Source organism: Streptomyces sp. 8N114 (genome assembly GCF_052245835.1).
Lineage (GTDB): Bacteria > Actinomycetota > Actinomycetes > Streptomycetales > Streptomycetaceae > Streptomyces.
In genome coordinates, this window is the sequence record NZ_JBQQBT010000015.1 from 1 (window position 1) to 20,292 (window position 20,292).

Genomic DNA, 20,292 nt, shown 5'->3' on the forward strand with positions numbered 1-20,292 from the left:
TCGGCGAGGGTGAGCACCCTCGCCGACCCGCCACTCGCCAGCCCGACGGAGTCACCCAGCACATCGGCGCCGGAGGTGTCCAGCACGGCGTCCACCCCGCGCGGGGCGACCGCGCGCACCCGTTCCGCCCAGCCCACTCCGTAGGTGACGGGGGTTGCCCCCAGATCGGCCAGCCGCCGGTGCACCCGCTCGGCGGCCGTACCGACGACGTGGGCGCCGCGCGCCACCGCGAACTGGACGGCGAGGTTGCCGACGGCGCCGCCCGCGCCGTGGACGAGCACCGTCTCCCCCGCCGCGACGTGCAGTTCTTCCAGCGCGCGGTAGGCGGCCTCCGCGGCGACGGGCAGCCCTGCGGCGCGGTGAACGTCCAGTTCGTCCGGCCGCATGCGCAGCAGGGCGGTGTCGGCGACGAGGAGCGTGGCGTAGGCGGACTGCGCGCGGCCGAAGACCTCGTCGCCGGGCTCCAGACCGCTGACGCCGTCGCCCACCGCGTCGACGGTGCCCGCGAACTCCAGCCCGGGGATGTGCGGCAGCGAGACGGGCATGACGGCGGCCAGGGCGCCGCTGCGGAGCTTCCAGTCCAGCGGATTGACACCCGCGGCCCGGACGGCGACGCGCACCTGGTCGGGATCGGGCTCCGGGATGTCGATGCCGGTGGGCTGGAGCACCTCGGGACCGCCGTAGGCGGCGAAGGCGATGGCCTCGGGCATGGCGAACACCTGCTTTCTGTGCGCGATGGGGCGTCAGGCTCCGCACCCCGCGTTCCCGGCGCGCACCCTCCCATGCTCGCCGCGCAACCCTGGCCCGCAGCTCACCCTCATCTCTCGTCCCGTACCCGCTTCACGTGCCGCTCCTGGATCTCGCGGCTGCGCCGGGCGAAGTCCAGGAGAAGCTCCAGTTCGGGCAGCGAGTAGCGCTCCAGCAGCGCGGCGCCTTCCTCCGCGAGGGGGCCGTAGAGGTCGTCGGCACCGCGCTGGATCTGCTCGGTGGCGCGGACGACGGACTTGCGGCGGTCGTGCGGGTCCGGCTCGCGGGTCAGATAGCCGAGCCGGGCCAGCCGGTCGAGCATCGCGGTGACACTGCCGGTCGTCAGGCCGAGCGCGGCGCCCAACTGGCTGGGGGTGGCGCTCTCGCGCTGGGTGAGGACGTCGAGGCAGTGCAGGTCGGTGCGGTTGATGCCGAGCCGGTCTGCGGTGGCGGCGTCCACGGCGTCGGTCGCGCTCTGCAGGGCGCGAACCTCCTCGCCGAGCTGCCGGCGCAGCTCGGTTTCCTTCGACTCCTGCGGCGGAGAAACCTCTTCGCTTGACATACAAGTATCTCGACTCTCAAAATAAAGGCAACTAGCTTGATTACCAAGATAGCCGGTTCGCAAGGTACGCATCCACTATCGGGTTGTTGCCCGGGTTCCTGGAAGGAACGCTGCGATGAGCAACCAGCACACAGAGCACACGCCGGACCTCCACACCGAACGGGTCGAAGCCTTCTACACCAGTGTGAAACGACTGGGCCACTGGACGCGGAGCCGGACGATCGACCTCCGTACCCGCCGCTCCTCCGTCCACCTCGACCTGCGCTCGGCGGAACTCCCCGAGGGCGACATCGAGCTGCGGCTGCTGAGCGAGCGGAGCACACTCAAGCTGCTGCTCCCCGAGGACGCCGTTCTCGACGAGCGGGAGCTGACCCTGGTCGGCCGCTGCAAGATCAAGGACCGCGAGCGGCACGTCCCGCACCACGGCCGCGTCGTCCGGCTGACCGGCACGCTCCAGCGCGGCGAGATCCGCGTCGCACGCGGCGGCGTCGCGACGCTGAGCGTGATGTTCTCCCGCGAGTTCATCGACGACTGCCGCACCGCACACCGGGACGGCACCTGGCCGGTACTCCCCGACCCCGGCCGGGTGTACGAGCACCCGGAAGCGGAGCAGCACCGCAAGGCGGCCGCGAGCCCGTCCCGCTGAGCCTCGACGCCCCGTCGAGTGCACCCCCTTACCTTCGCCGTCCGGCGCCGGTCCTTCCCGGTCACGGCGTAACGGCCGCGCGGTCGGTCACGGCATACTGGCCGGTCGGTCGGTCATGGCGTGGTGGCCGGTCGGCCGCGGCGCTCGGCACCGGCCGGGACGGCCCGGCACCGTTCGGCACCGCGCAGGGGGCGCACTCATGACTCCGGAGCAGGTCCAGTCCTTCTTCATCGGACTCGCCGCCATACTGGCGCTCAGCCGGCTGCTGGGCGCCGCAGCGCGCAGGATCGGACAGCCGCCCGTGGTGGGCGAGCTGCTCGCCGGGGTGCTCGTCGGGCCCACCCTGTTCGACGGCGCGCTGGCCCGGCATCTCTTCCCCACCGACATCCGGCCGATGCTCGGCGCGCTGGCCGACCTCGGCCTGGTGCTGTTCATGTTCGTGGTCGGCTACGAGCTCGACCTGGCCCGGCTCCGCGGCAAGGAACGCGTCGCGGTGAGCGTGTCCCTGTGCTCCGTACTGGCGCCACTGGCCCTCGGCGGGCTGCTCGCGCTGTACCTCGCCGATCAGCACGCCACCAGCAGCCGGACGGCTTTTGTGCTGTTCCTCGGCGCCGCCATGGCGGTCACCGCGTTCCCCGTACTGGCCCGCATCCTGGCCGACAGCGGGCTCGGCCGCACCCGGGTCGGCGGCATCGCGCTGGCCAGTGCCGCACTCGACGACATCCTCGCCTGGTCGCTGCTGGCCGTCGTCGTCACCATCGCGGGCGGCGGCGGCCAGTGGCGGATGCTGCTGGCTCCGGTGTACCTCGCGGTGATGCTGCTCGTCGTACGGCCCTGTCTGCGGCGGCTGTTCGAGGGGCGGCGCGGGCCCGGGACGCGGGCCGGCTGGGCGGGGTGGGCGCGTGAGCATGTGACCGCGGACCAGCTGATCGTGGTGCTGGGAGGGCTGCTGCTCTCGTCCCTGGCCACCGCGTGGATGGGCGCCCACTTCGTCTTCGGCGCCTTCCTGTTCGGTGCGGTGATGCCCCGCGACCCCTCGCGCCGGCTGCGGCTCCAGATCACCGACCGGCTCGAGTACGTGACCCGGCTGTTGCTGCTGCCCGCCTTCTTCGTCGTCGCCGGTCTCCAGGTCGACCTCTCCCGCACGGGTACCCGGGAACTGGGTGAGCTCGGGCTGATCCTGCTGACCGCGATCACCGGCAAGTTCGCCGGCGCCTATGCGGGCGCCCGCCTCAACCGGGTACCCCGCGTGCAGAGCGGGGTGCTGGCCGCGCTGATGAACACCCGCGGACTGACGGAGCTGGTCATTCTGACCGTTGGGCTTCAACTGGGCGTCATCGGCCCGGAGTTGTACGCCCTGATGGTCGTCATGGCCCTGGTGACCACCGCCATGGCCGGTCCGCTGCTGTCGCTGCTGGGCCGCCGCCGCGGAGGCCCGGCGGCTCTGGGGGACTTCTCGTTCCCCGCGGAGAGCATCGAGACCGCGCACAGCGCCGGGATCCCCGCCACCCGCAAGAGCCGGCCCTCTCGCGGGGAGTACCGGACGTGACGAGCCCTTGCCGCTAGTTCTTCTGCAAGGTGCGGGTGACACCCGCGATGACGGCGGTCGTCAGTACCCAGCCGAAGGCGATCAGCAGATAGGCCAGCCACTGGAGGCTGTCGTTCGACCAGTACCAGGTCGTGCGCTGACCCAGCCCCCCGATGGGGATCAAGAGGTCCAGCGTGTAGACGAGGGGCTGGAACGGGGCGCCTTCGCCTTGTTTGACCGGGTTGGGGTCGTCAGTGCTGAAGGACAGCGTGCCCAGCAGGATCAGCGCGAGGAGCCAGACGCCGGCCAGCCAGGGACGGTAGCCGTACCCGACGGTCACGTCGAGGAGATGGCCCCATGCACGGGCTGCCGGGGACAGGGTGCGGCGCCGGTGGCGCTGCTTGGCGAGGAGGACGCGGCGGGCGTCGTCGTCGTGCCCGGCCTTGCGGTACCAGGCCGCCAACTGCTCGTACGGCTGTGGGTTGTAGCCCGGGCTGCTGCGTATCCATGCCACGCGTCGGGCCACGGACTCCCGGTCACCCACGGCCTCATGGCGCTCGTCGTTCGCGTCCGCCGTCTTGATGGAGCCGTAGACGAAGCCGTCCAGCTCCACCCTCTCCGGCCAGCTGTGCTCGTTCTCGTGGAGGTACGACACCTGGGCGCCCCGCAGGTCGAGGGTGCCGGACGGGGGTCGGGCGAGGGCGAGATCGAGGTCGACGGCTTGCAGGTGCATGGCGACCAGAGCCGGGGCGTTCCCGTCCTCGGTGGGCGGGCCGTTCAGGACGGCTCCGTCGAAGGTCACGTTGTCCGCGACCTGGGCGCCGCGCAGCCGTACCGTGCCGTTCGCGGTGAATCCCTCGGAGAACTTGAGCGACGAGGCCATGGCATTGTCGAGGGTGAGGGCCACGCCGCGTGGGCCGGGTCCTTCCAGCCGGGCGCCCCGCATGACCAGAGTGCCCGGCAACTGCGCCCCCATCAGCCGGACTTCCCCCTTCGCGACGAACCCGTTCCGGCAGAAGACGCCCCCTTCCATGGCCAGGCCACCGGCCGACAGGGCCCACCCGTCGGGTGCGATCAACTCGGCCCCGTTGAGAAGCAGTCCACCGTTCACCCGGGCGTCGGTCAGCGACAGGGCGGTGCTCAGACGGTTGAAGGGTGTGGGCGCTCCGCCCTCCACCACGGCGTGCCGCAGGGAGAAATTGCCCTCGATACGGGCCGAATCGGCCTCGATGCCGGGTATCCGGCTGCCCGTGAACACGAGGGTCTGCGTCGACGCGCCGAGGAGATTCACCGCTTCCTCGAACCAGCATGCCTCCAGCCAGAGAGCATGGGCGATCTCCGCGCCGGCCAGATCCAAGCCTCCGGAGATCCGTGCCCCGGTGAGCCTCAGCCGCGCCACCGCACCAGGCCGCCCGGTGTTCGCGCCCAGCAGCAACGCGGCGACCACCGCCGCCCGCACCGTCCGCTCGGGTCCCCACCGTCCGCCGTCGGCGACCCGGTCCTCCTCCGGGATCCCCATACGCAGGTCCACCCGCCGCCCCTCGGGGAACGCGTCCCACAGCTCACGCTCAGGTGAAGTCAACTCGTCGTAGGAAAGCACTCATGCAGAGTAGTGATCTCCTTTGGTGCATGACGGGCGGCGCCGTCCGTGGGGCGGCGCCTCAGTGCAGAGCGGCCTCCGCCAAGAGGTCCAGCTGGCTGGTGGCGGCGGTGCAGGGGAAGACCAACAACTCGTCGCAGCCTGCCGCCTCGTAGGCCGTGGCCGTCTCGCGGAGCGAGTCCGCGTCGGTGATGACGGCCTTGGCGGCCATTTCGGCCTTGGGGCCGATGAAGGCGTAGTAGGCGCGCAGATAGCGCTCGGCGGTTTCGCGGGCGTTCGGGCCCAGGCAGGCGTAGACGAGGGCGACCAGGCGCGGGGTGTCGGTGCGGCCCTCGGTGCGCCAGGCGGCGCGGGCCTGCTGTGCCAGATCGGCGTAGGCCGTGGCGGAGCTGCCGCCCGCGATCCAGCCGCTCGCATGGCGGGCTGCGCGCCGCATGGCGGCGGGGGTGTGGCCGCCGACGATCAGTTCGGGGCCGGGCCCACCGGGGCGGGGGCCGATGCCCGCGACGCCGGTTGCCGTCTCCTTGCCGTCCCACACAGCCCGCAGCTCGGTCAGGATGGCGTCCAGGCGGCGGCCACGGTCCCCGTATGTGGCGCCCGTGGCCCGGAAGTCGTCCTCCCTGCCGCCCGCCGCCGCGCCGACCACCAGCCGGCCGCCGGAGATCTCGTGCAGGGTGGCGAGCTGCTTGGCCAGCAGCGGGGTGCCGGGGCGGTAGGCCGCCAGCAGGATCGTCGTCGCGAGGCGGATGCGTTCCGTCACGGCCGCAGCCGCCGTGAGCGCGGTGAGGGGTTCGTAGCTGTCGTAGACGAGCCGGTCGAGTACGCCCAGCGTCGAGAAGCCGTGCTCCTCGGCGCGGGCCGCCCATCGGACGAGCCGCCGCCCGTCGACGTCGGGCACGGTGGTGGGCAGGCCCACTCCGATCTCCACAGTCGGTCTCCTTACCGAGTCAGGGCTTCATGCCGCCGGTTTGCGGGCGACCAGCAGGGTGTTGCCCAGTGGCAGCGGATGGCCGGTCACCTCGGTGAATCCGGCCTGCTCCATCCAGCCCGTGCAGTGGTCCGGGTGGTATCCGGCACCTGCCGGGGTCATCACGAGCATGTGGAGGCTGGCGATCAGCGAGGCCAGTTCGGGCTTGTCGCCGTTCATGGGGTCGTAGACGAGCAGCGCGCCGCCGTCGTGGACGGCCGCGTACGCCTTCTCGATCAGCGTGCGACGCTCGTCGCGGGAGAAGTCCGCGAGGACGTGGCCGATGACGACGACATCGGCCGGCGGCAGCGGGTCGGTGAAAAAGTCACCGCCTGAGAAGGTGACGCTTTCGGGCACCCCCAGATCCTGGACGTGCTCGGCGCAGGGTTCGGCGTTCTGCGGGCGGTCGAAGACGGTTGCCGTCAGCCCGGGGCGCTCCCGCACGATGCGCGCGGCGAGGTTGCCGCGGGCTCCGCCCACGTCGGTGAGGGTGGTGTACCCGGACCAGTCGAGCGCGTCCAGCAGATGCGGGATCAGCGGCTGGCTGAGCGAGTCCTGCATGGCCAGGAACATCCGGCGCGCTTGCGGGTCGCTGAGCATGGCCTCGAAGTCGCCCTCGGCCTGCGGTTGTCCGGTGCGCAGCGCTTCGGTGAGCCGGCCCCAGGCCGGGTAGAGCACGAAGTTGGCGCCCTCCAGGAAGCCGCCCTGATAGGCGGGGCCGCGCACCAGATGACGACGGGCCGCCTCGCTGTTGCGGTAGCGGCCGTACTGCCGCTCCAGCAGTCCGACGGCGGTCAGCGCGTCGAAGAAGTCGGAGGCGGCCCGCGGGTGCAGGCCCAGCGCGGCGCGCAGTTCCTCGGCCTCCGCGGTACCGTCCGCGGTCTCGTCCAGCGCGGTGAACACGCCCAGTTCGAGTGCGCTGAGCAGCAGCTTGGAGGCGGCGAAGCCCAGCCCCAGCTGGGCGAGGGCCGAGGCTTCCGGCGAGTCGAGGGTGGTGGATTCCGGAACCTGGGAGAGGGAGGTCATAGCGGGTCACCTTCCTTGACGGTCACGGGCGGCGCGGCGTCCTCCGGGGCCAGCCCGCGAGCCACGGTGTGCCGGCGCAGTGCGAGCGTGCCGCCGACTGCCAGCGCCAGGACGGCGAGCAGCAGGTAGTACAGCGCCTCGGGGATGACATCGATCAGCCGGACGAGGCCGCTGCCCGCGCCGCCGCCGAGAGCGGCGAACAGCCACAGCAGCCCGAGCATGTGCGCGATGAAGCGGCGCGGCAGCACATCGGCGACGGCGGCGATGCCCACGGCAGCGACGATGAGTTCACCGCAGGCGTGCATCAGATAGACCACCAGCAGCCATATCGGTGAGACCTTGTCGTCGCCGGAGGCCAGCCCTGCGGCCAGCGCCATGACGAGGAAGCTGACGCCGGTCAGCAGCAGCCCGGCGGAGAACTTCGCCGGGACACCCGCGCGTCCGCCGCCGTGCTTGAGCAGCAGCCAGGCGAAGACCGGCGCCAGGACGAGGATGAACAGCGGGGTGGCCGACTGGAGCCAGCTGACCGGGACTTCGAAGCCGAGCACATCGCGGTCGGTGGAGTGCTTGGCGAACAGGGTGAGGGACGAGCCGTCCTGGGCGATCAGTGACCAGAACAGCGTCGAGCCCAGGAAGATCCACAGGAACGAGCGCAGCCGCCTGCGGTCGCCGGGGCCCAGCTCGCGGCTGCGGTAGAGCACCGTGTAGGCGATGACGGGCGCGACGATGGTGACCATGCCGACCAGCGCGATGCCGCTGCCCGCGGTGAGCCCGCCGGCCGCCGCCATGCCGCCCAGCAGCAGTACGAGAATGCCCGTGACGGTCCCGGCGCGGCGTTTGACGCGGCGCGCCGTCTCCGCGTCCAGCGGCCTGCCCGGCCGCTCGCCCACGCCCTGGAACTGCGGCCGGGCCAGGGCGACCTGGACGGTGCCGATGAGCATGGCGGTGCCCGAGACGGCGAAGCCGAGCCGCCAGTCGACGCGTTCGCCGAGGAACCCGGCGATCAGCGGCGAGGTGAGCGCGCTGACCTGGATGCCCACGTAGATCAGCGAGATGCCCGCCTCGCGGCGCCCGTTGTCTTTGAACATCAGGTTGAGCAGTGCCTGGTGGTTGGGCTTGTACAGGCCCATTCCGACGGCGAGCAGCACAAGCGCGAGCGGGGTGAGCCACAGCAGCGGCGTGGCCAGCGCGAAGTGGCCCGCGGTGGTGATGGCGGCACCGAGCAGCAGCGTGCGGCGGGGGCCCAGCAGCCGGTCGGCGATCCAGCCACCGGGCAGGCACAGCATGAAGGCGAGCCCGATCCAGGCGCCGAACAGCGCGGCGGCGTCCGCCTTGGCGAGTCCCAGCCCGCCCTCGTCGCGGGGCGCCACGGCGAACAGGACGAGGATCGCCTGCATGCCGAAGAAGCCGAAGCGCTCCCACAGATCGCTCAGGAACAGGGTGCGGAACCAGTTGGGCCAGGGGCGCAGCGAGGCGGACGCGCTCTCCTTGCCGGGTGCGGTCTCTCCGGGGTCGGCAGTGTGTTCGGCCGTCATGCCGCGGGACCTCCCTCGGCCTCGGCTCCCGTCGCCCGCGCCAGATGCAGATACGGGCGGAAGGAGAGGTACAGCCCGCCGACGGCGTTCTGCTCGCTCATGGGGGCCTGCTTCTGCTCGTGCACCTTGTTGAGGTTGGCGAGCGGGTTGGGGTCACCGCTCTCCGCGCCGTTGAGGTGGGCGTGCACGCTCGCGTAGACGTCCTGCGCGTCCTCCATGTCGGCGATGCCGGTGATGATGCGGTCGAAGGCGTCCTGGAGGTTGAGGTTCTCGCGCTGCGAGGAGGTGAGTTTCTGGGCGTTGTAGAAGTGGTGCTCCTTGCCGCGGTAGCTCTCGTAGAAGACCGAGACCAGCACCAGAAGCCGCTCGTAGGCGTGCTGGTAGACGGTGTTGAAGAAGTGCCAGGCTTCCTCTTCCTCGACCTCGCCGCGGATGACGCTGCCCAGTGCCGCGCTGGCCAGCATGGCGCTGTAGGTGGCCAGATGGACGCCGGTGGACAGCAGCGGGTCGAGGAAGCAGGCGGCGTCTCCGCACATCAGATAGCCGGGGCGGCCGAAGTTCTCCGCGGTGTAGGAGTAATCCTGCTCCACCTTCATCCCGCTGACCTGTTCGGCGCCGCCCAGCAGCTTGGTGACTGCGGGGCACTCGGCCAGCACCTGGTCGTAGACCTCCTGGATGCCGCCGAGCCGGTTGCGCTTCTCGTTGAAGATGTCCCGGCCGGTGACCAGGCCGATGCTGGTGGTGCCGTCGTGCAGCGGGATCACCCAGAACCAGCCGTCGGGCGCCGAGCAGACTGCGATGGCCCCCTCGGGTCCGCGGTCGAGCGGCTTGACGTTCTTCCAGTACGACCAGGCCGCCACGTTGCGGAAGATCTCGTGGTACTGGCGGTTCTTCACGTGCCGGGCCGCCATCACGCCGCCGCGCCCGGAGGCGTCGACGACGTAGTCGAAGGTGATGCGTCCGCTCTCGGACGGGTCCTTGGTGCTGGCCCACTGGGCCGCGACGGGACGCTCGCCGTCGAACTCCAGCTCCTTGACGGTGATGTTCTCCACGACCTCGACGCCCAGCGACTCGGCGTGCCGCAGCAGCAGTTCGTCGAACTCGGAGCGGACGACCTGCCAGGCATTGGTGCCGTCCTCGCCCAGGTTGTCGAACTTGACCTCCCACTCCTCCGGTCCCCAGAAGAAGTAGGCGCCGCCCTTGGGCTGGAAGCCGTGGGACTCCACCTTGTTCCAGACGCCGAGCAGTTCCAGGATCGGCCGGCACGAGGGGAGGATCGACTCGCCGATGTGGTAACGGGGAAACCGGTCACGCTCCAGCAGGGTGACCTCGAAGCCCTGCTTCGCCAGCAGTCCGGCCGCCGTGGACCCGGCAGGCCCGCCCCCGATGACGAGGATCTGGGTGGAACCACGCATGAACTTCTCCATTCCTCCGGGGTCCTGGACAGGTCGGTCTGAGGCTCGGACCCTCCCCGGCACGGTGCGCCGCGGTGCCGGAGCGGCGGTGGAGACGGCCTCGAAACCCCGGCCGACACGCACACTGAGCCGGCCGACCCCGCGCGCAAGCCGGCCCACCCCGCACGCAAGAGGGCGCGCCCGGTGAATCGGGCGCGCCCCTTTGGCCGGTGGCGGTACTCAGACGCGGGCGGCCGTCACCGGCTCGTCCCACGGGACGCGGTAGGAGTAGACGGGCTCGGTCGCTTTGACGCCGAGCTTGAGGAAGAAGGGCAGTACCAGGTCGCGCACGGCGCGCTGGAAGCCGTTGGTGGCGGCCTTCTGGTTGCCGGTCTTGCGGCCCTCTTTGATGATCTTCTCGACACGCCCCTTGCGGATGCCCTGGAACGCGGCGAAGGCGCCTTCGGTATCGGACAGGTCCCGCAGACACTTGGCGAGCACGATTGCGTCCTCCATCGCCATGGAGGCCCCCTGCCCGACGTGCGGCGAGGTCGCGTGCGCCGCGTCACCGACCAGGCAGACCCGCCCCTTGTGCCAGGTGCGAAGGGACGGCATGTCGTAGATGGGGTAGCCGAGGATGCCGGCCGGGGTGTCCTCGATGAGCTGCGGCACCGGGAAGTGGTCCTTGCGGTGCTTGGCCAGCAGCCGCCGCTGCCACTCCTCGTGGGTGACGGCCTCGATCTCGCCGCGCTCGGGCTCGCGGGCCTGGTGGTAGTTCTCGAACCAGTAGATCTCCCCGCCGGGCGTGGTCTGGTGGCCGAAAAACCCGTCGAGGCAGAACGACATCCGCATCGTGCCGTCCTCGGGCGCGCCGTACCGGGAGCGGGTGTAGCCGGCGGTGCCGATGACGCCCGTGTACGTCGGCTTGGGCGCGTCGGGCAGCACCGAGTACCGCGTTCTGGAGTGGATGCCGTCGCAGCCGACCATGAAGTCGCCCTCGGCGGTGGTGCCGTCGCGGAAGCGTACGGTGACGCCGTCACCGGTCTCGGTGACGCTCTCGAAGAACTTCCCGAACTCGATGCTGATTCCGCGCTCGACGGCGGCTTCGCGCAGCCCCTTGTTGAGCAGGCCGCGCTTGAGGAGCAGTGTCTCGGCCGGGTTCTCCCCGAGCTGCTTGCCGCGGTGGTTGAGGAAGGCCGTGCTGGTGGTCGGCGATCCGTACCGCTCGACGTTCTCCCTGATGCCGAGGGTTTCCAGCACGGCCAGCCCGTTCGGGGCGAGGTTGAGGAAGGCGCCCACGTCGTCGCGTGGTACCTCGCTCGCCTCGTGGATGACGGCCTCGACGCCGATCCGCTGGAGGAAGAGAGCCAGCACGGGGCCGGCGATCCCGCAGCCGATGAGCAGCGCCCTACGCTGCCGCTCCGGCCCTGGCGCTTGTGGGTTACCCATGCTCGTCCTCGCCTCTCATCAAGACCGGGCAGCCCTTCTGCCACAGTGCGGCGAGGGTAGGAAAGCCCCCTTGCGGACGACTCGAACGGCCGGAGGCGGCAAGGGCTTGCCCCGCGGAGCTTGCGTACCCGGCATCGGGGGCTGCGCTTGCCCACCCTGCTCCCCCAAGCTCTTCGAGCAGGGGGTACCCCCAGGGCGCAGACTGCCCAAGCTTCACAGCAGGAGTTGCGCCCCGAGGGGGCGCGGGGAACTGCGCGACCAGCCACAGCAAACCCGCACCCCGCAAGCGAGGGGCAGGGGCACCCCCTATCCGCACAAAGGAGGGGCGCCGCAAAATTCGCCGGGCAAGCCCTCCCTAGTGATGGCCCCCAGGAACGCGCCGCGGCGCGGAGCGCTCCGTTCCGGGCTTGACGACGGTGAACTGGCCCATCATCCCCTGGTCCTCATGCTTGAGGATGTGGCAATGGAACATGTACGGCGTAGCCGGATCCGTGTGCTCGGGCATCGGCACGGCGAGCCGTAGCGTCTTCTGCTGCGGCAGATAGACGGTGTCCTTGAGACCACGCAGCCGCTCGGGGACGGCCCCGCCGTCGTACGAGACGACACTGAAGCTGGTGCCGTGCACATGGAAGGAGTGCGGCGACCCGTCGATGGCCTCCACGTCCCACAGCTCGACTGCCCGCGCCGGTGAGACCTGGTCGATACGGTTCATGTCCATGGTCCGCCCGTTGATCTGGAAGCCGGACAGCTGGAAGTTCCGGGTGCGCGCCGAGTCGGGTGCCGTGATCGGCTCGGGGGCTCCGGACAACTTGCCGGGCAACTCGCCGGAGCCGCGCAGCTTCTTCGCGGCGCGGAACTGGAGCAGGTCGAAGGTGTCCTCGCCGCCGTCCACCCGACTGCTGGGGAAACCCACGCCGAGGTCCGGCGCGTAGCTGCGCAGCACCACCTTGTCGCCCGGTTCGAAGGGCACCACGATCTCGGCGCGTTCGGCGGGAGAGAGCTGGAGGCGGCGCATCCGGACCGGCGCGGGCACCAGGCCGCTCTCCTGGGCGACGAGGTGGAAGGGTCGGCCGTCGGTGAAGCCGAGGTTGTAGACGCGGGCGTTGGACCCGTTCAGTACGCGTAACCGCAGCAGCCGGGTGGCGACGCCGAAGTGCGGGTTGTGGGTGCCGTTGACGAAGATCGTGTCGCCGAGGACACCGGAGGAGCCCGCTCCGGCCAGCTCCTCCATGAAAGAGACGCCCTTCAACGACAGCGAGCCGTCATCGTTGAGGGCGCGGTCCTGGAGGATCAGCGGCACATCGTCCACGCCATAGGTGTGCGGGAGGCCCGCGTCCTGGGAGTGCTCGTCCTCGATCAGGAACAGTCCCGCGATGCCGCGCGTGGCGTGGTCGGCGGTCTTGCCGTGCGGGTGCGGGTGATACCAGAGCGTCGCCGCGGGCTGGTCGATGCGCCAGCTGGGCCGCCACTCATCGCCGGGGGCGACGGCCTGGTGCGGGCCGCCGTCCATCTCGGCGGGCAGATGCATACCGTGCCAGTGCAGGGTGGTGGTCTCCGGCAGCCCGTTGCTGAACGTGACCGAGACCGTGTCGCCGCGCCGGGCACGCAGCGTCGGCCCGAGGAAAGCTCCGTTGATGCCCCATGTCGGCGTCTTCTTGCCGGATACGAGGGTGCTGGTGCCGGCGCGTGCCTTGAGGGAAAAGTGCCGTCTGCCGCGGCTGTCCTTCTCGGGCTCCAGCAGCCGGGGAATGGCCAGGCGATTACGGAAGTCCAGCTCGCCGAGGTTGGAGAGCTTGCGGTCGCGGTAGACCATCGCGAAGTTGATGCCGTACGCGCCTCCGGTCAGCGCGCCCAGGCCCAGCAGCGAGCCGGCGCCGATCAGGATGCGGCGGCGTACGACCTTCCCGCGAGTACGGGCGGGCGGCCCGGCCGCGGAGTCGGCATGCTTACCGGCGTCGGGCTGGTCGGCGCCGGCGGGGTCGTTGGTGGCGCTGTGCGGCGAACTGGTCATCGCTCCAGCATGCCGAAGCGCGCTCGAATTTCGCTGGTGTTCCGGGCGCTTGACGCCCCCTCAGTCGAGCACGGCTCCACCGGGACGCGGCATGCTGCCGCCGCGGTCCGCGCGGGGTCCGCGTACGAGACAACACCGGACGACAACACCGAAAGGGCGATCCCATGGCGGACGTCTCCAGGACTGCTCTGGTCACCGGCGGCAATCGCGGCATCGGATACGCGGTCGCCACGCTGCTGCACGAGCGCGGGCACCGCGTGATCGTCGCGGCGCGGGACGGCGACGAAGCGCGGTCCGCCGCCGAGCGGCTGGGCGAGACGGCGTCCGGTGCCGAGCTGGACGTCACCGACGCCGAGGCGGTGGCCAAGCTGCACGCCACGGTGGGCGGGGTCGACATCCTGGTCAACAACGCCGGGGTGCAGCTCGACTGGGACGAGCAGCCGACCGGGATCGACCTGGCGCTGGTCCACCGCACGCTCGAGGTCAATCTGCTGGGCGCCTGGCGGATGGCGCAGGCGTTCGTGCCGGACATGGTGCGCGGGGGATGGGGGCGGGTCGTCAACGTCTCCAGCGGCACCGCCTCGTTCACTCTCGGCCTCCCCGGCCCGTGCCCCGCCTACTCCGTCTCCAAGGCGTCCCTCAACGCACTGACCGTGCTGCTCGCCCGGGAGACGGAGGGCAGCGGCGTACTGGTGAACGCGATCAACCCGGGTCTGGTCCGTACCCGGATGCGGCCTGAGGCGCAGCAGTCACCGCTGGAGGCCGCCGAACACATCGTGCGCGCGGCCACCCTGCCCGACGACGGGCCGTCCGGGGTCTTCCTGCGGCGGGACACCGTCATCGGCTGGTAGCCGCGCCGGCGGCGGAGGCCCCGACCACGTCCCCAGACATCTTCGAGGACCGCTGGCTACTCCTGGGGACGACAGCCCATCACAGCCCTGCGGAGGTACTCCCAGTGATCAACGGCGTGAACAAGATCTTCATCTTCGTCGACGACCAGCAGAAAGCGAAGGAGTTCTGGACCGAGACCATGGGCTTCGGGCTCCACCTGGACTCCGAGGAATGCCCGGGTGCGGGGTGGGTCGAGGTGGTGACGCCGGACAAGCGGGCCATCCTCATCCTGGCGCAGCGTCCCGAGGGCATGCCCAGCACGGCAGGACAGCGCTCGCACACGGCGTTCTACTGCGATGACATCCACAAGACCGTCGCCGAGCTGCGGTCGCGCGGGGTCGAGATCGCAAACGACATCACCGAGGAGCACTGGGGCCTGTCGGCGGACTTCAAGGACCCGCTGGGCACCCTCTTCAACATCGGCGAGCGCACCCCGGAGGTCCAGCCCCCGCCGCCGAGCAACTGACAAGCCGAGCAAGGTCGTTGCGGCGGAAACGCAAGCCCATTTCCGCCGCAACTGGGGGCAACTCCCGGCCGAAGGCTGGGGGAGCTCAGCCACAACGGGGAGGGTCCGGCGGTTCGTCGACGGCCGCGACCCACCCGCTCCGGCCAACAGCGAACCCGCAGGAGGTATCCAACGTGCCAGGGGACGACACCGCGGCCGTCGCCGACAACGACATCCGGGCCGGCCAGCCCACCCTCTTCACCGGGGACATCGAGGCGATGGCCGCCTTCTACCGGACCATCGGTTTCGTGGAGACGTACCGGTTCCCCACCAAGGAGGAGCCGGTCTTCATCACGCTCAAGTGGAGCGCGTTCCATCTGACCCTGGCCGACGAGACGGCCGTACGCGCATCCACCGGACTGGACGACATCGGCACCACGTCCGGCCACCGCTTCGACATCACCGTCATCGTCGAGGATGTCGACAAGACCGTCGGCGCGCTCCGCGAGGCGGGCGCTCCGGTGGCACTGGAGCCCCGCGACCAGCCCTGGGGGGACCGGCACGCGTATGTGACCGACCCCGAGGGCAACTACGTGCAGATCACGACGCACAGCAACCACGACTTCGGGTGGAGCGGCGCATGAACAGGTCCTGCCGCGCTCGAGCCGGACTCGAGGCGCGGCTGGGACCCTGGCCGGTGCGTCCGGTCACATCGCTGCGACCTCCGCATGGACGAACAGCCTTCGAAGGGAGCCAGGTGTGACCACGACAGGTCCGCAGCCGCCGGCACCGCAGCAGGAACCACCGCCCCTCGACTACCCGTTGGGCGAGCCCACGCGCCTCGATCTGCACCCCGGCTACGCGAGGCTGCTCGCCGAGGCCCCCCTCACCCGGGTGACGATGCCGCACGGCGGCAGCGCCTGGCTGGCGACCGGCTACGAGGCGGTGCGCGAGGTGATGTCCTCGCCCGCCGTCAGCCGCGCGGCAGCGGCGGAGAACCCGGCGATACCCCGGCTGCTGCCGGAACCCCCGCCCGCCGGGACGATCATGACGCTCGACCCGCCGGAGCACTCCCGGCTGCGCCGGCTGGTCAGCAAGGCGTTCACCGCGCGCCGGGTGGAGGCCATGCGCCCGCGCATCCAGAAGGCCGTCGACGAACTGCTGGACGGCATGGTGGCGCACGGCGCGCCCGCCGATCTGGTGCGGCACCTGGCGGTGCCGCTGCCGGTGCGGGTGATCTGCGAGGTGATGGGCGTACCCGTCGAGGACGAGAAGCACTTCCGCGCCTTCACCGAGGGGATCATGGGCACCACGGCCTTCGACTCGGACGAGGTCAAGGCCGCCATGGGCAACTTCTTCGGCTACTTCGCCCAACTGGTCGCCGACCGCCGCGCCAACCCCACCGACGATCTGCTCGGTGCGCTGGTGACCGCACGGGACGACGACGACAAGCTGACCGAGCAGGAACTGGTGTGGCTGGGGGTGGCGCTGCTCATCGGGGGCCACGAGACCACCCTCAACCAGATCACCAACTTCACCTACGTCCTGCTGGGCAACCCCGCACGCGCGCAGGAGCTGCGCGAGCACCCCGAGCTGTGGCCCAGGGCCGTCGAGGAGCTGCTGCGGTACGTGCCCACCGGCGCGGGCTCGGCGTTCGCGAGCCTGGTGACCGAGGACACGGTGCTGCACGGGGTGCCGGTCGCCGCGGGCGAGGCGGTGATCGTGGACCTGGGTGCCGCCAACCGTGACCCGGCCGCCTTCGACCACCCCGACGAGCTGGACTTCCACCGGGAGCCCAACCACCACTTGGCGATGGGGCACGGCGCCCACTTCTGTCTGGGCGCCCAACTCGCCAGGATGGAACTGCACATCGCGCTCGGTACGCTCCTCGGCCGCTTCCCCGGCCTGCGGCTGGCGGTACCCGAGGAGGATCTCACCTGGCGTACGGGGTCACTGATCCGCGGTCTGGACGAGCTGCCCGTCGCCTGGTGACGGGCCCCGCGCAAGCCGCCGCCTCGATACCCCCGACCGCCCACAACCTCATAGCACCGACAGTGGAGTTGGAGACATGACCACCACAGCGGACAACTCGGTGACCCCGGCGGCCGGGCCGTACCCCAAGCGCTGGCTGGCGCTCGGGGTGCTGCTCGCCGCGGCCTTCATGGACCTGCTGGACGTCACGATCGTCAACATCGCCTTACCCGACATCCGCAGTGACCTGGACGCCGGCTACGCGGCATCCCAGTGGGTGGTGACGGCCTACACCCTGGCGTTCGGTCTGGGGCTGATCACCGGCGGCCGGATGGGGGACGGCTACGGCCGTAAGCGGATCTTCCTGCTGGGCATCGGCTTGTTCACGGTCTCCTCGCTGGTGTGCGGCATCGCGCCCAATGTCGAGACGCTGGTGGCCGCGCGTGCGGTGCAGGGCATCGCCTCGGCGCTGATGGTGCCGCAGATCATGGCGACGGTCTACGCGATCTTCCCGGCGAGCGAGCGCGGGGGCGCCAGCGGCGCCTACGGCGCAGTGACCGGGCTGGCCGCGGTGGCGGGGCCGCTGCTGGGCGGCGTGTTCGTCGCGTACGACGTGCTGGGACTCGGCTGGCGTGCGGTCTTCCTCGTCAACGTGCCGATCGGGATCGCGGCGCTGTTCGCCGCCTCCATGCTGGTGCCGGAGACGAAGTCGGACTTCCCGCTGCGGATGGACATCCTCGGAGTCGTCCTGGTCAGTGCGAGCCTGCTGCTCCTGCTGTACCCGCTGGTGCAGGGACGCACCAACGGGTGGCCCAGCTGGATGATCATTGCCATGGTCGCAGCGCCGGTCGTCATGGCCGGCTACGCACTGCACGCCCGCGCCAAGGAGCGACGGGACGACTCGTCGCTGGTGCCGTTGCGGCTGTTCGGGCAGCCCGGATTCAGCGCGGGGACCATCGTGCTGTTCGTCTTCGACGCCACGATGATCGGCTTCTTCCTGGCGATCTCGCTCACCCTCCAGATCGGCCTCGGCTACAGCGCCATGCGTACCGGACTGCTCTTCCTGCCGTGGGCGATCGGCGCAGCGCTCACCTCCGGCGCAGCCGACGGCCTGGTCGGCAAGCTGGGGCGGCATCTGCTCACCGCCGGCGCGGTGGTGATGGCCGGCGGCATGCTGTGGTTCGCACTGGCCCTGGAGCCGGGCGCGAGCTGGTGGGAGCTGGCCCCGGGCCTCTTCCTGGCGGGCATCGGCATGGGCGGCGTCATCGGCCCGGCCTTCACCGTCGCGGGCGCGCACGTGGCGGGCCGGGACGCGGGAGCGGCTTCCGGTTCGCTGAGCGCCGCCGTACAGCTCGGCAACGCGACGGGGGCCGCACTGCTGGGCGTCCTGCTGTTCACGCCACTCGCCAACGCCGCGCCTGACGCCTTCGACGGGCACGAAAAGCAGCTGCGCACCCAGCTGACCGCCGTCGGCGCCTCGGCATCCGAGGCGCGCGAGCTCTCGGCCCAGCTGCGCCCGTGCTTCCTCGACTACGCCGAGGAGGAGAACCCCGACAAGCAGCCGAGGAGCTGTGGCCCGGTGTTCGAGAAGGCCGGCAGCGACCCCAAGGTGCAGCAGGCCGTGGACAAGGCGGTCGACGACAGCCGCGCCGAGATGTTCACCGACACCTTCGGGCGTTTCGTGTGGTTCACGGTCGGTGGCCTCGCCGTCGTCGCGCTGCTCGCCCAGACGATGCCGCGCGAAGTACGCGGCTACGAGAGCTGGGGCGAGGAGAGCGAGACGGAGGAAGCCAAGAGCTGACCGCCCGCCTCTCACGCACGACCGGAGCCCCGGCCCTGATCTCAGGACAGGGGCTCCGGTCGTACGTCTCAGGACAGGGGATCCGGCCGTGCGCGTAAGCGTGCCGTCGGTGCGGCGCGTCGGTCTCCTGGACACCTCGCGCTCTTTGAGCCGGGTGCGAGTCGGGGCGGCCATTCTCCGGGGCACGCGACCGTCCTAATCCCTGGAGATGATCGACGTGCTCGACGGAGCTTTCATTACGGACCACCTGCACGCGTTACGGGTCCATCTGGTCGCGGTCAAGCCCAGCCTGCGCGCGGAGGAGATCGCACCGGAGTCCTCGCTCACCGAGGACCTGGGATTCGACTCGATGAACCTCGAGGCGCTGGGCCGCAGGGTCCGGGATGCCTATCCGGACTTCGACCTGATGCACTGGCTGGACCAGACGTTCCAGTCCGAGTCCGACAGCGTCGGCTCGATGGCCGAGTCACTGGCCGCCTCCGAGTCCGTGCGGCTCGACCGTCCGCGCCAGGTGCCCCGTGTCTAGCGGGACCGGCAGCGGCCGGACGGGCCGCATGGGCCGCACCGATTTCGTGGCGCTGGCACGCGAGTTGGCGCCCGGGTTCGCCGAGCGGGCCGCGGCGCACGACGCCGACGCCTCCTTCCCGCACGAGAACCTGGCCGAGCTGGTCTCCAGCGGCTACACGGCGATGACCGTGCCGGAGGAGTACGGCGGTGCCGGGGCGAGCCTGGCCGAGCTGTGCGCGGCCCAGCGGGTGCTGGCCGCCGCCTGCGCCTCGACGGCGTTCTCGGTGAACATGCACGTCCACGGGCTCGCCATGATCGCCAATCTGGGCGGGGAGAGCACCCGGCGGGCCTGCCGGCAGGTCGCCGAGGGCGCCGTGATCGCGGGCGGCTTCAGCGAGCCGGGCGTGGGCGGCAACTGGTGGCATCCGACCACCAAGGCGGAGCCGGTGGACGGCGGCTGGGTGCTCAACGGCCGCAAGGGCTTCTTCACCGGGTTCCCCGGTGCCACCCATCTGTTCCTGTCGGCCGCCGCCACCGACGACCGGGGGCTGCCGCAGCCGATGGCCTTCCTGATCCCCAAACCGGCGCCGGAGGACGGGCTGCGGGTCACCGCCGAGTGGGACGCGGCGGGTATGCGCGCCACCGGCAGCCACTCGCTGGCCATCGAGAACCTGTTCGTCGACGAGAAGTGGTCGATCGGCGAGCGCGGCAGCCTGCCGCTGCTGTTCATGAACGGGGTGCACTGGGCCTGGTGCAGCTTCGCGTCCTGCTTCGTCGGGATCGCACGCGGCGCCCTGGAACATGTCGTCGCCACCCAGCGCAAGCGGGTCATCAGCGTGATCGGCAAGCCGAACGCACATCTGCCGGGCATCCAGTTCCGGGTGGCCGAGATGGCGACCAGGCTGGCGACGGCCGAGGCGTATCTGGAGGCGGCGATCCACGCCGAGCACGACACTCCCGACCCGCTGGGCCACTACATCGACATGAGCCTCATGAAGTTCACCGTGACCCGGCTGGCGCACGAGGTGGTGACCCTGGCCATGCAGGTGCAGGGCGGCTCCTCGCTTGCCTCCGCCGACCCGCTGCAGCGGATGTACCGGGACGTCGTCGCGGGGCTGCTGGTGCCGCCCGCCACCGATGTCGTCCTGGAGTGGGCGGGCAAGCAGGCGCTGGACGTACCGCTGTTCGCCGAGCCCCGGTGGGCGGGGTGAG

At 70.7% G+C, this 20,292-nt stretch carries 18 protein-coding genes; 9 read left to right on the plus strand and 9 right to left on the minus strand.

Features of this window, described 5'->3' with window-relative positions; all coding sequences use genetic code 11:
* Both ACTWQF_RS25585 and ACTWQF_RS25590 read right to left on the minus strand, forming a co-directional pair.
* Positions 1 to 710 (minus strand): NADP-dependent oxidoreductase (locus ACTWQF_RS25585; protein ID WP_443282012.1); only part of this gene is annotated, 710 nt, incomplete at its 3' end.
* A gap of 107 nt (positions 711 to 817) precedes the next feature.
* Positions 818 to 1,309 (minus strand): MarR family winged helix-turn-helix transcriptional regulator, encoded by a 492-nt coding sequence (locus ACTWQF_RS25590; protein ID WP_443282014.1) that lies wholly within the window; start codon positions 1,307 to 1,309, stop codon positions 818 to 820.
* Positions 1,310 to 1,424: 115 nt separating this feature from the next.
* On the opposite strand from ACTWQF_RS25590, the gene ACTWQF_RS25595 reads away from it, so the two are divergent.
* Complete coding sequence (locus tag ACTWQF_RS25595) at positions 1,425 to 1,955, plus strand: hypothetical protein (protein ID WP_443282016.1); 531 nt, start codon at positions 1,425 to 1,427, stop codon at positions 1,953 to 1,955.
* A 199-nt stretch (positions 1,956 to 2,154) separates the two neighbouring features.
* Positions 2,155 to 3,504 carry a cation:proton antiporter gene (locus tag ACTWQF_RS25600; protein WP_443282017.1) on the plus strand — a complete coding sequence of 450 codons (1,350 nt, stop codon included), beginning with the start codon at positions 2,155 to 2,157 and terminating at the stop codon, positions 3,502 to 3,504.
* Positions 3,505 to 3,517: 13 nt separating this feature from the next.
* Here the strand turns inward: ACTWQF_RS25600 and ACTWQF_RS25605 are convergent, their stop codons facing one another.
* From ACTWQF_RS25605 to ACTWQF_RS25635, 7 genes are all read right to left on the minus strand, one after another.
* Complete coding sequence (locus ACTWQF_RS25605) at positions 3,518 to 5,083, minus strand: oxidoreductase (protein WP_443282019.1); 1,566 nt, start codon at positions 5,081 to 5,083, stop codon at positions 3,518 to 3,520.
* A gap of 61 nt (positions 5,084 to 5,144) precedes the next feature.
* Complete coding sequence (locus tag ACTWQF_RS25610) at positions 5,145 to 6,011, minus strand: LLM class flavin-dependent oxidoreductase (protein WP_443282020.1); 867 nt, start codon at positions 6,009 to 6,011, stop codon at positions 5,145 to 5,147.
* Between the two features lie 27 nt (positions 6,012 to 6,038).
* A complete protein-coding gene (locus ACTWQF_RS25615; RefSeq protein WP_443282021.1) occupies positions 6,039 to 7,076 on the minus strand; it encodes a methyltransferase in 1,038 nt (345 codons plus the stop codon).
* Positions 7,073 to 8,611, minus strand: a complete 1,539-nt coding sequence (locus ACTWQF_RS25620) for a peptide MFS transporter (protein ID WP_443282022.1) — start codon at positions 8,609 to 8,611, stop codon at positions 7,073 to 7,075. Before ACTWQF_RS25620 ends, ACTWQF_RS25615 begins: the two co-directional genes overlap by 4 nt.
* A complete protein-coding gene (locus ACTWQF_RS25625; protein WP_443282023.1) occupies positions 8,608 to 10,026 on the minus strand; it encodes an NAD(P)/FAD-dependent oxidoreductase in 1,419 nt (472 codons plus the stop codon). The genes ACTWQF_RS25620 and ACTWQF_RS25625 overlap by 4 nt, the downstream gene beginning before the upstream one ends.
* Positions 10,027 to 10,245: 219 nt before the next feature.
* Complete coding sequence (locus ACTWQF_RS25630; protein WP_443282025.1) at positions 10,246 to 11,454, minus strand: FAD-dependent monooxygenase; 1,209 nt, start codon at positions 11,452 to 11,454, stop codon at positions 10,246 to 10,248.
* A 355-nt stretch (positions 11,455 to 11,809) separates the two neighbouring features.
* On the minus strand, positions 11,810 to 13,465 hold the full coding sequence (locus tag ACTWQF_RS25635; RefSeq protein WP_443282027.1) for a multicopper oxidase family protein: 1,656 nt from the start codon (positions 13,463 to 13,465) through the stop codon (positions 11,810 to 11,812).
* Between the two features lie 164 nt (positions 13,466 to 13,629).
* Between ACTWQF_RS25635 and ACTWQF_RS25640 the strand changes: the two genes are divergently transcribed.
* From ACTWQF_RS25640 to ACTWQF_RS25670, 7 genes are all read left to right on the plus strand, one after another.
* A complete protein-coding gene (locus ACTWQF_RS25640; protein ID WP_443282028.1) occupies positions 13,630 to 14,316 on the plus strand; it encodes an SDR family NAD(P)-dependent oxidoreductase in 687 nt (228 codons plus the stop codon).
* A 104-nt stretch (positions 14,317 to 14,420) separates the two neighbouring features.
* Complete coding sequence (locus tag ACTWQF_RS25645; protein ID WP_443282030.1) at positions 14,421 to 14,822, plus strand: VOC family protein; 402 nt, start codon at positions 14,421 to 14,423, stop codon at positions 14,820 to 14,822.
* Between the two features lie 173 nt (positions 14,823 to 14,995).
* Positions 14,996 to 15,445 (plus strand): VOC family protein, encoded by a 450-nt coding sequence (locus ACTWQF_RS25650; RefSeq protein WP_443282032.1) that lies wholly within the window; start codon positions 14,996 to 14,998, stop codon positions 15,443 to 15,445.
* A 115-nt stretch (positions 15,446 to 15,560) separates the two neighbouring features.
* Positions 15,561 to 16,793 carry a cytochrome P450 gene (locus ACTWQF_RS25655; protein ID WP_443282034.1) on the plus strand — a complete coding sequence of 411 codons (1,233 nt, stop codon included), beginning with the start codon at positions 15,561 to 15,563 and terminating at the stop codon, positions 16,791 to 16,793.
* A gap of 76 nt (positions 16,794 to 16,869) precedes the next feature.
* A complete protein-coding gene (locus ACTWQF_RS25660) occupies positions 16,870 to 18,573 on the plus strand; it encodes an MFS transporter (RefSeq protein ID WP_443282035.1) in 1,704 nt (567 codons plus the stop codon).
* A gap of 208 nt (positions 18,574 to 18,781) precedes the next feature.
* The gene (locus ACTWQF_RS25665) at positions 18,782 to 19,099 is read left to right on the plus strand and encodes a hypothetical protein (RefSeq protein WP_443282036.1); all 318 of its coding nucleotides are present in this window, start codon (positions 18,782 to 18,784) and stop codon (positions 19,097 to 19,099) included.
* Complete coding sequence (locus ACTWQF_RS25670) at positions 19,092 to 20,291, plus strand: acyl-CoA dehydrogenase family protein (protein ID WP_443282038.1); 1,200 nt, start codon at positions 19,092 to 19,094, stop codon at positions 20,289 to 20,291. Before ACTWQF_RS25665 ends, ACTWQF_RS25670 begins: the two co-directional genes overlap by 8 nt.
* Position 20,292: the final 1 nt, after the last annotated feature.

What these genes read in the sequence shown, in the direction of transcription:
- ACTWQF_RS25590 (WP_443282014.1), bottom strand. Translation starts at nt 1,309, where the DNA reads ATGTCAAGCGAAGAGGTTTCTCCGCCGCAGGAGTCGAAGGAAACCGAG.
- ACTWQF_RS25595 (WP_443282016.1), top strand. Translation starts at nt 1,425, where the DNA reads ATGAGCAACCAGCACACAGAGCACACGCCGGACCTCCACACCGAACGG.
- ACTWQF_RS25600 (WP_443282017.1), top strand. Translation starts at nt 2,155, where the DNA reads ATGACTCCGGAGCAGGTCCAGTCCTTCTTCATCGGACTCGCCGCCATA.
- ACTWQF_RS25615 (WP_443282021.1), bottom strand. Translation starts at nt 7,076, where the DNA reads ATGACCTCCCTCTCCCAGGTTCCGGAATCCACCACCCTCGACTCGCCG.
- ACTWQF_RS25620 (WP_443282022.1), bottom strand. Translation starts at nt 8,611, where the DNA reads ATGACGGCCGAACACACTGCCGACCCCGGAGAGACCGCACCCGGCAAG.
- ACTWQF_RS25625 (WP_443282023.1), bottom strand. Translation starts at nt 10,026, where the DNA reads ATGCGTGGTTCCACCCAGATCCTCGTCATCGGGGGCGGGCCTGCCGGG.
- ACTWQF_RS25630 (WP_443282025.1), bottom strand. Translation starts at nt 11,454, where the DNA reads ATGGGTAACCCACAAGCGCCAGGGCCGGAGCGGCAGCGTAGGGCGCTG.
- ACTWQF_RS25635 (WP_443282027.1), bottom strand. Translation starts at nt 13,465, where the DNA reads ATGACCAGTTCGCCGCACAGCGCCACCAACGACCCCGCCGGCGCCGAC.
- ACTWQF_RS25640 (WP_443282028.1), top strand. Translation starts at nt 13,630, where the DNA reads ATGGCGGACGTCTCCAGGACTGCTCTGGTCACCGGCGGCAATCGCGGC.
- ACTWQF_RS25660 (WP_443282035.1), top strand. Translation starts at nt 16,870, where the DNA reads ATGACCACCACAGCGGACAACTCGGTGACCCCGGCGGCCGGGCCGTAC.
- ACTWQF_RS25665 (WP_443282036.1), top strand. Translation starts at nt 18,782, where the DNA reads ATGATCGACGTGCTCGACGGAGCTTTCATTACGGACCACCTGCACGCG.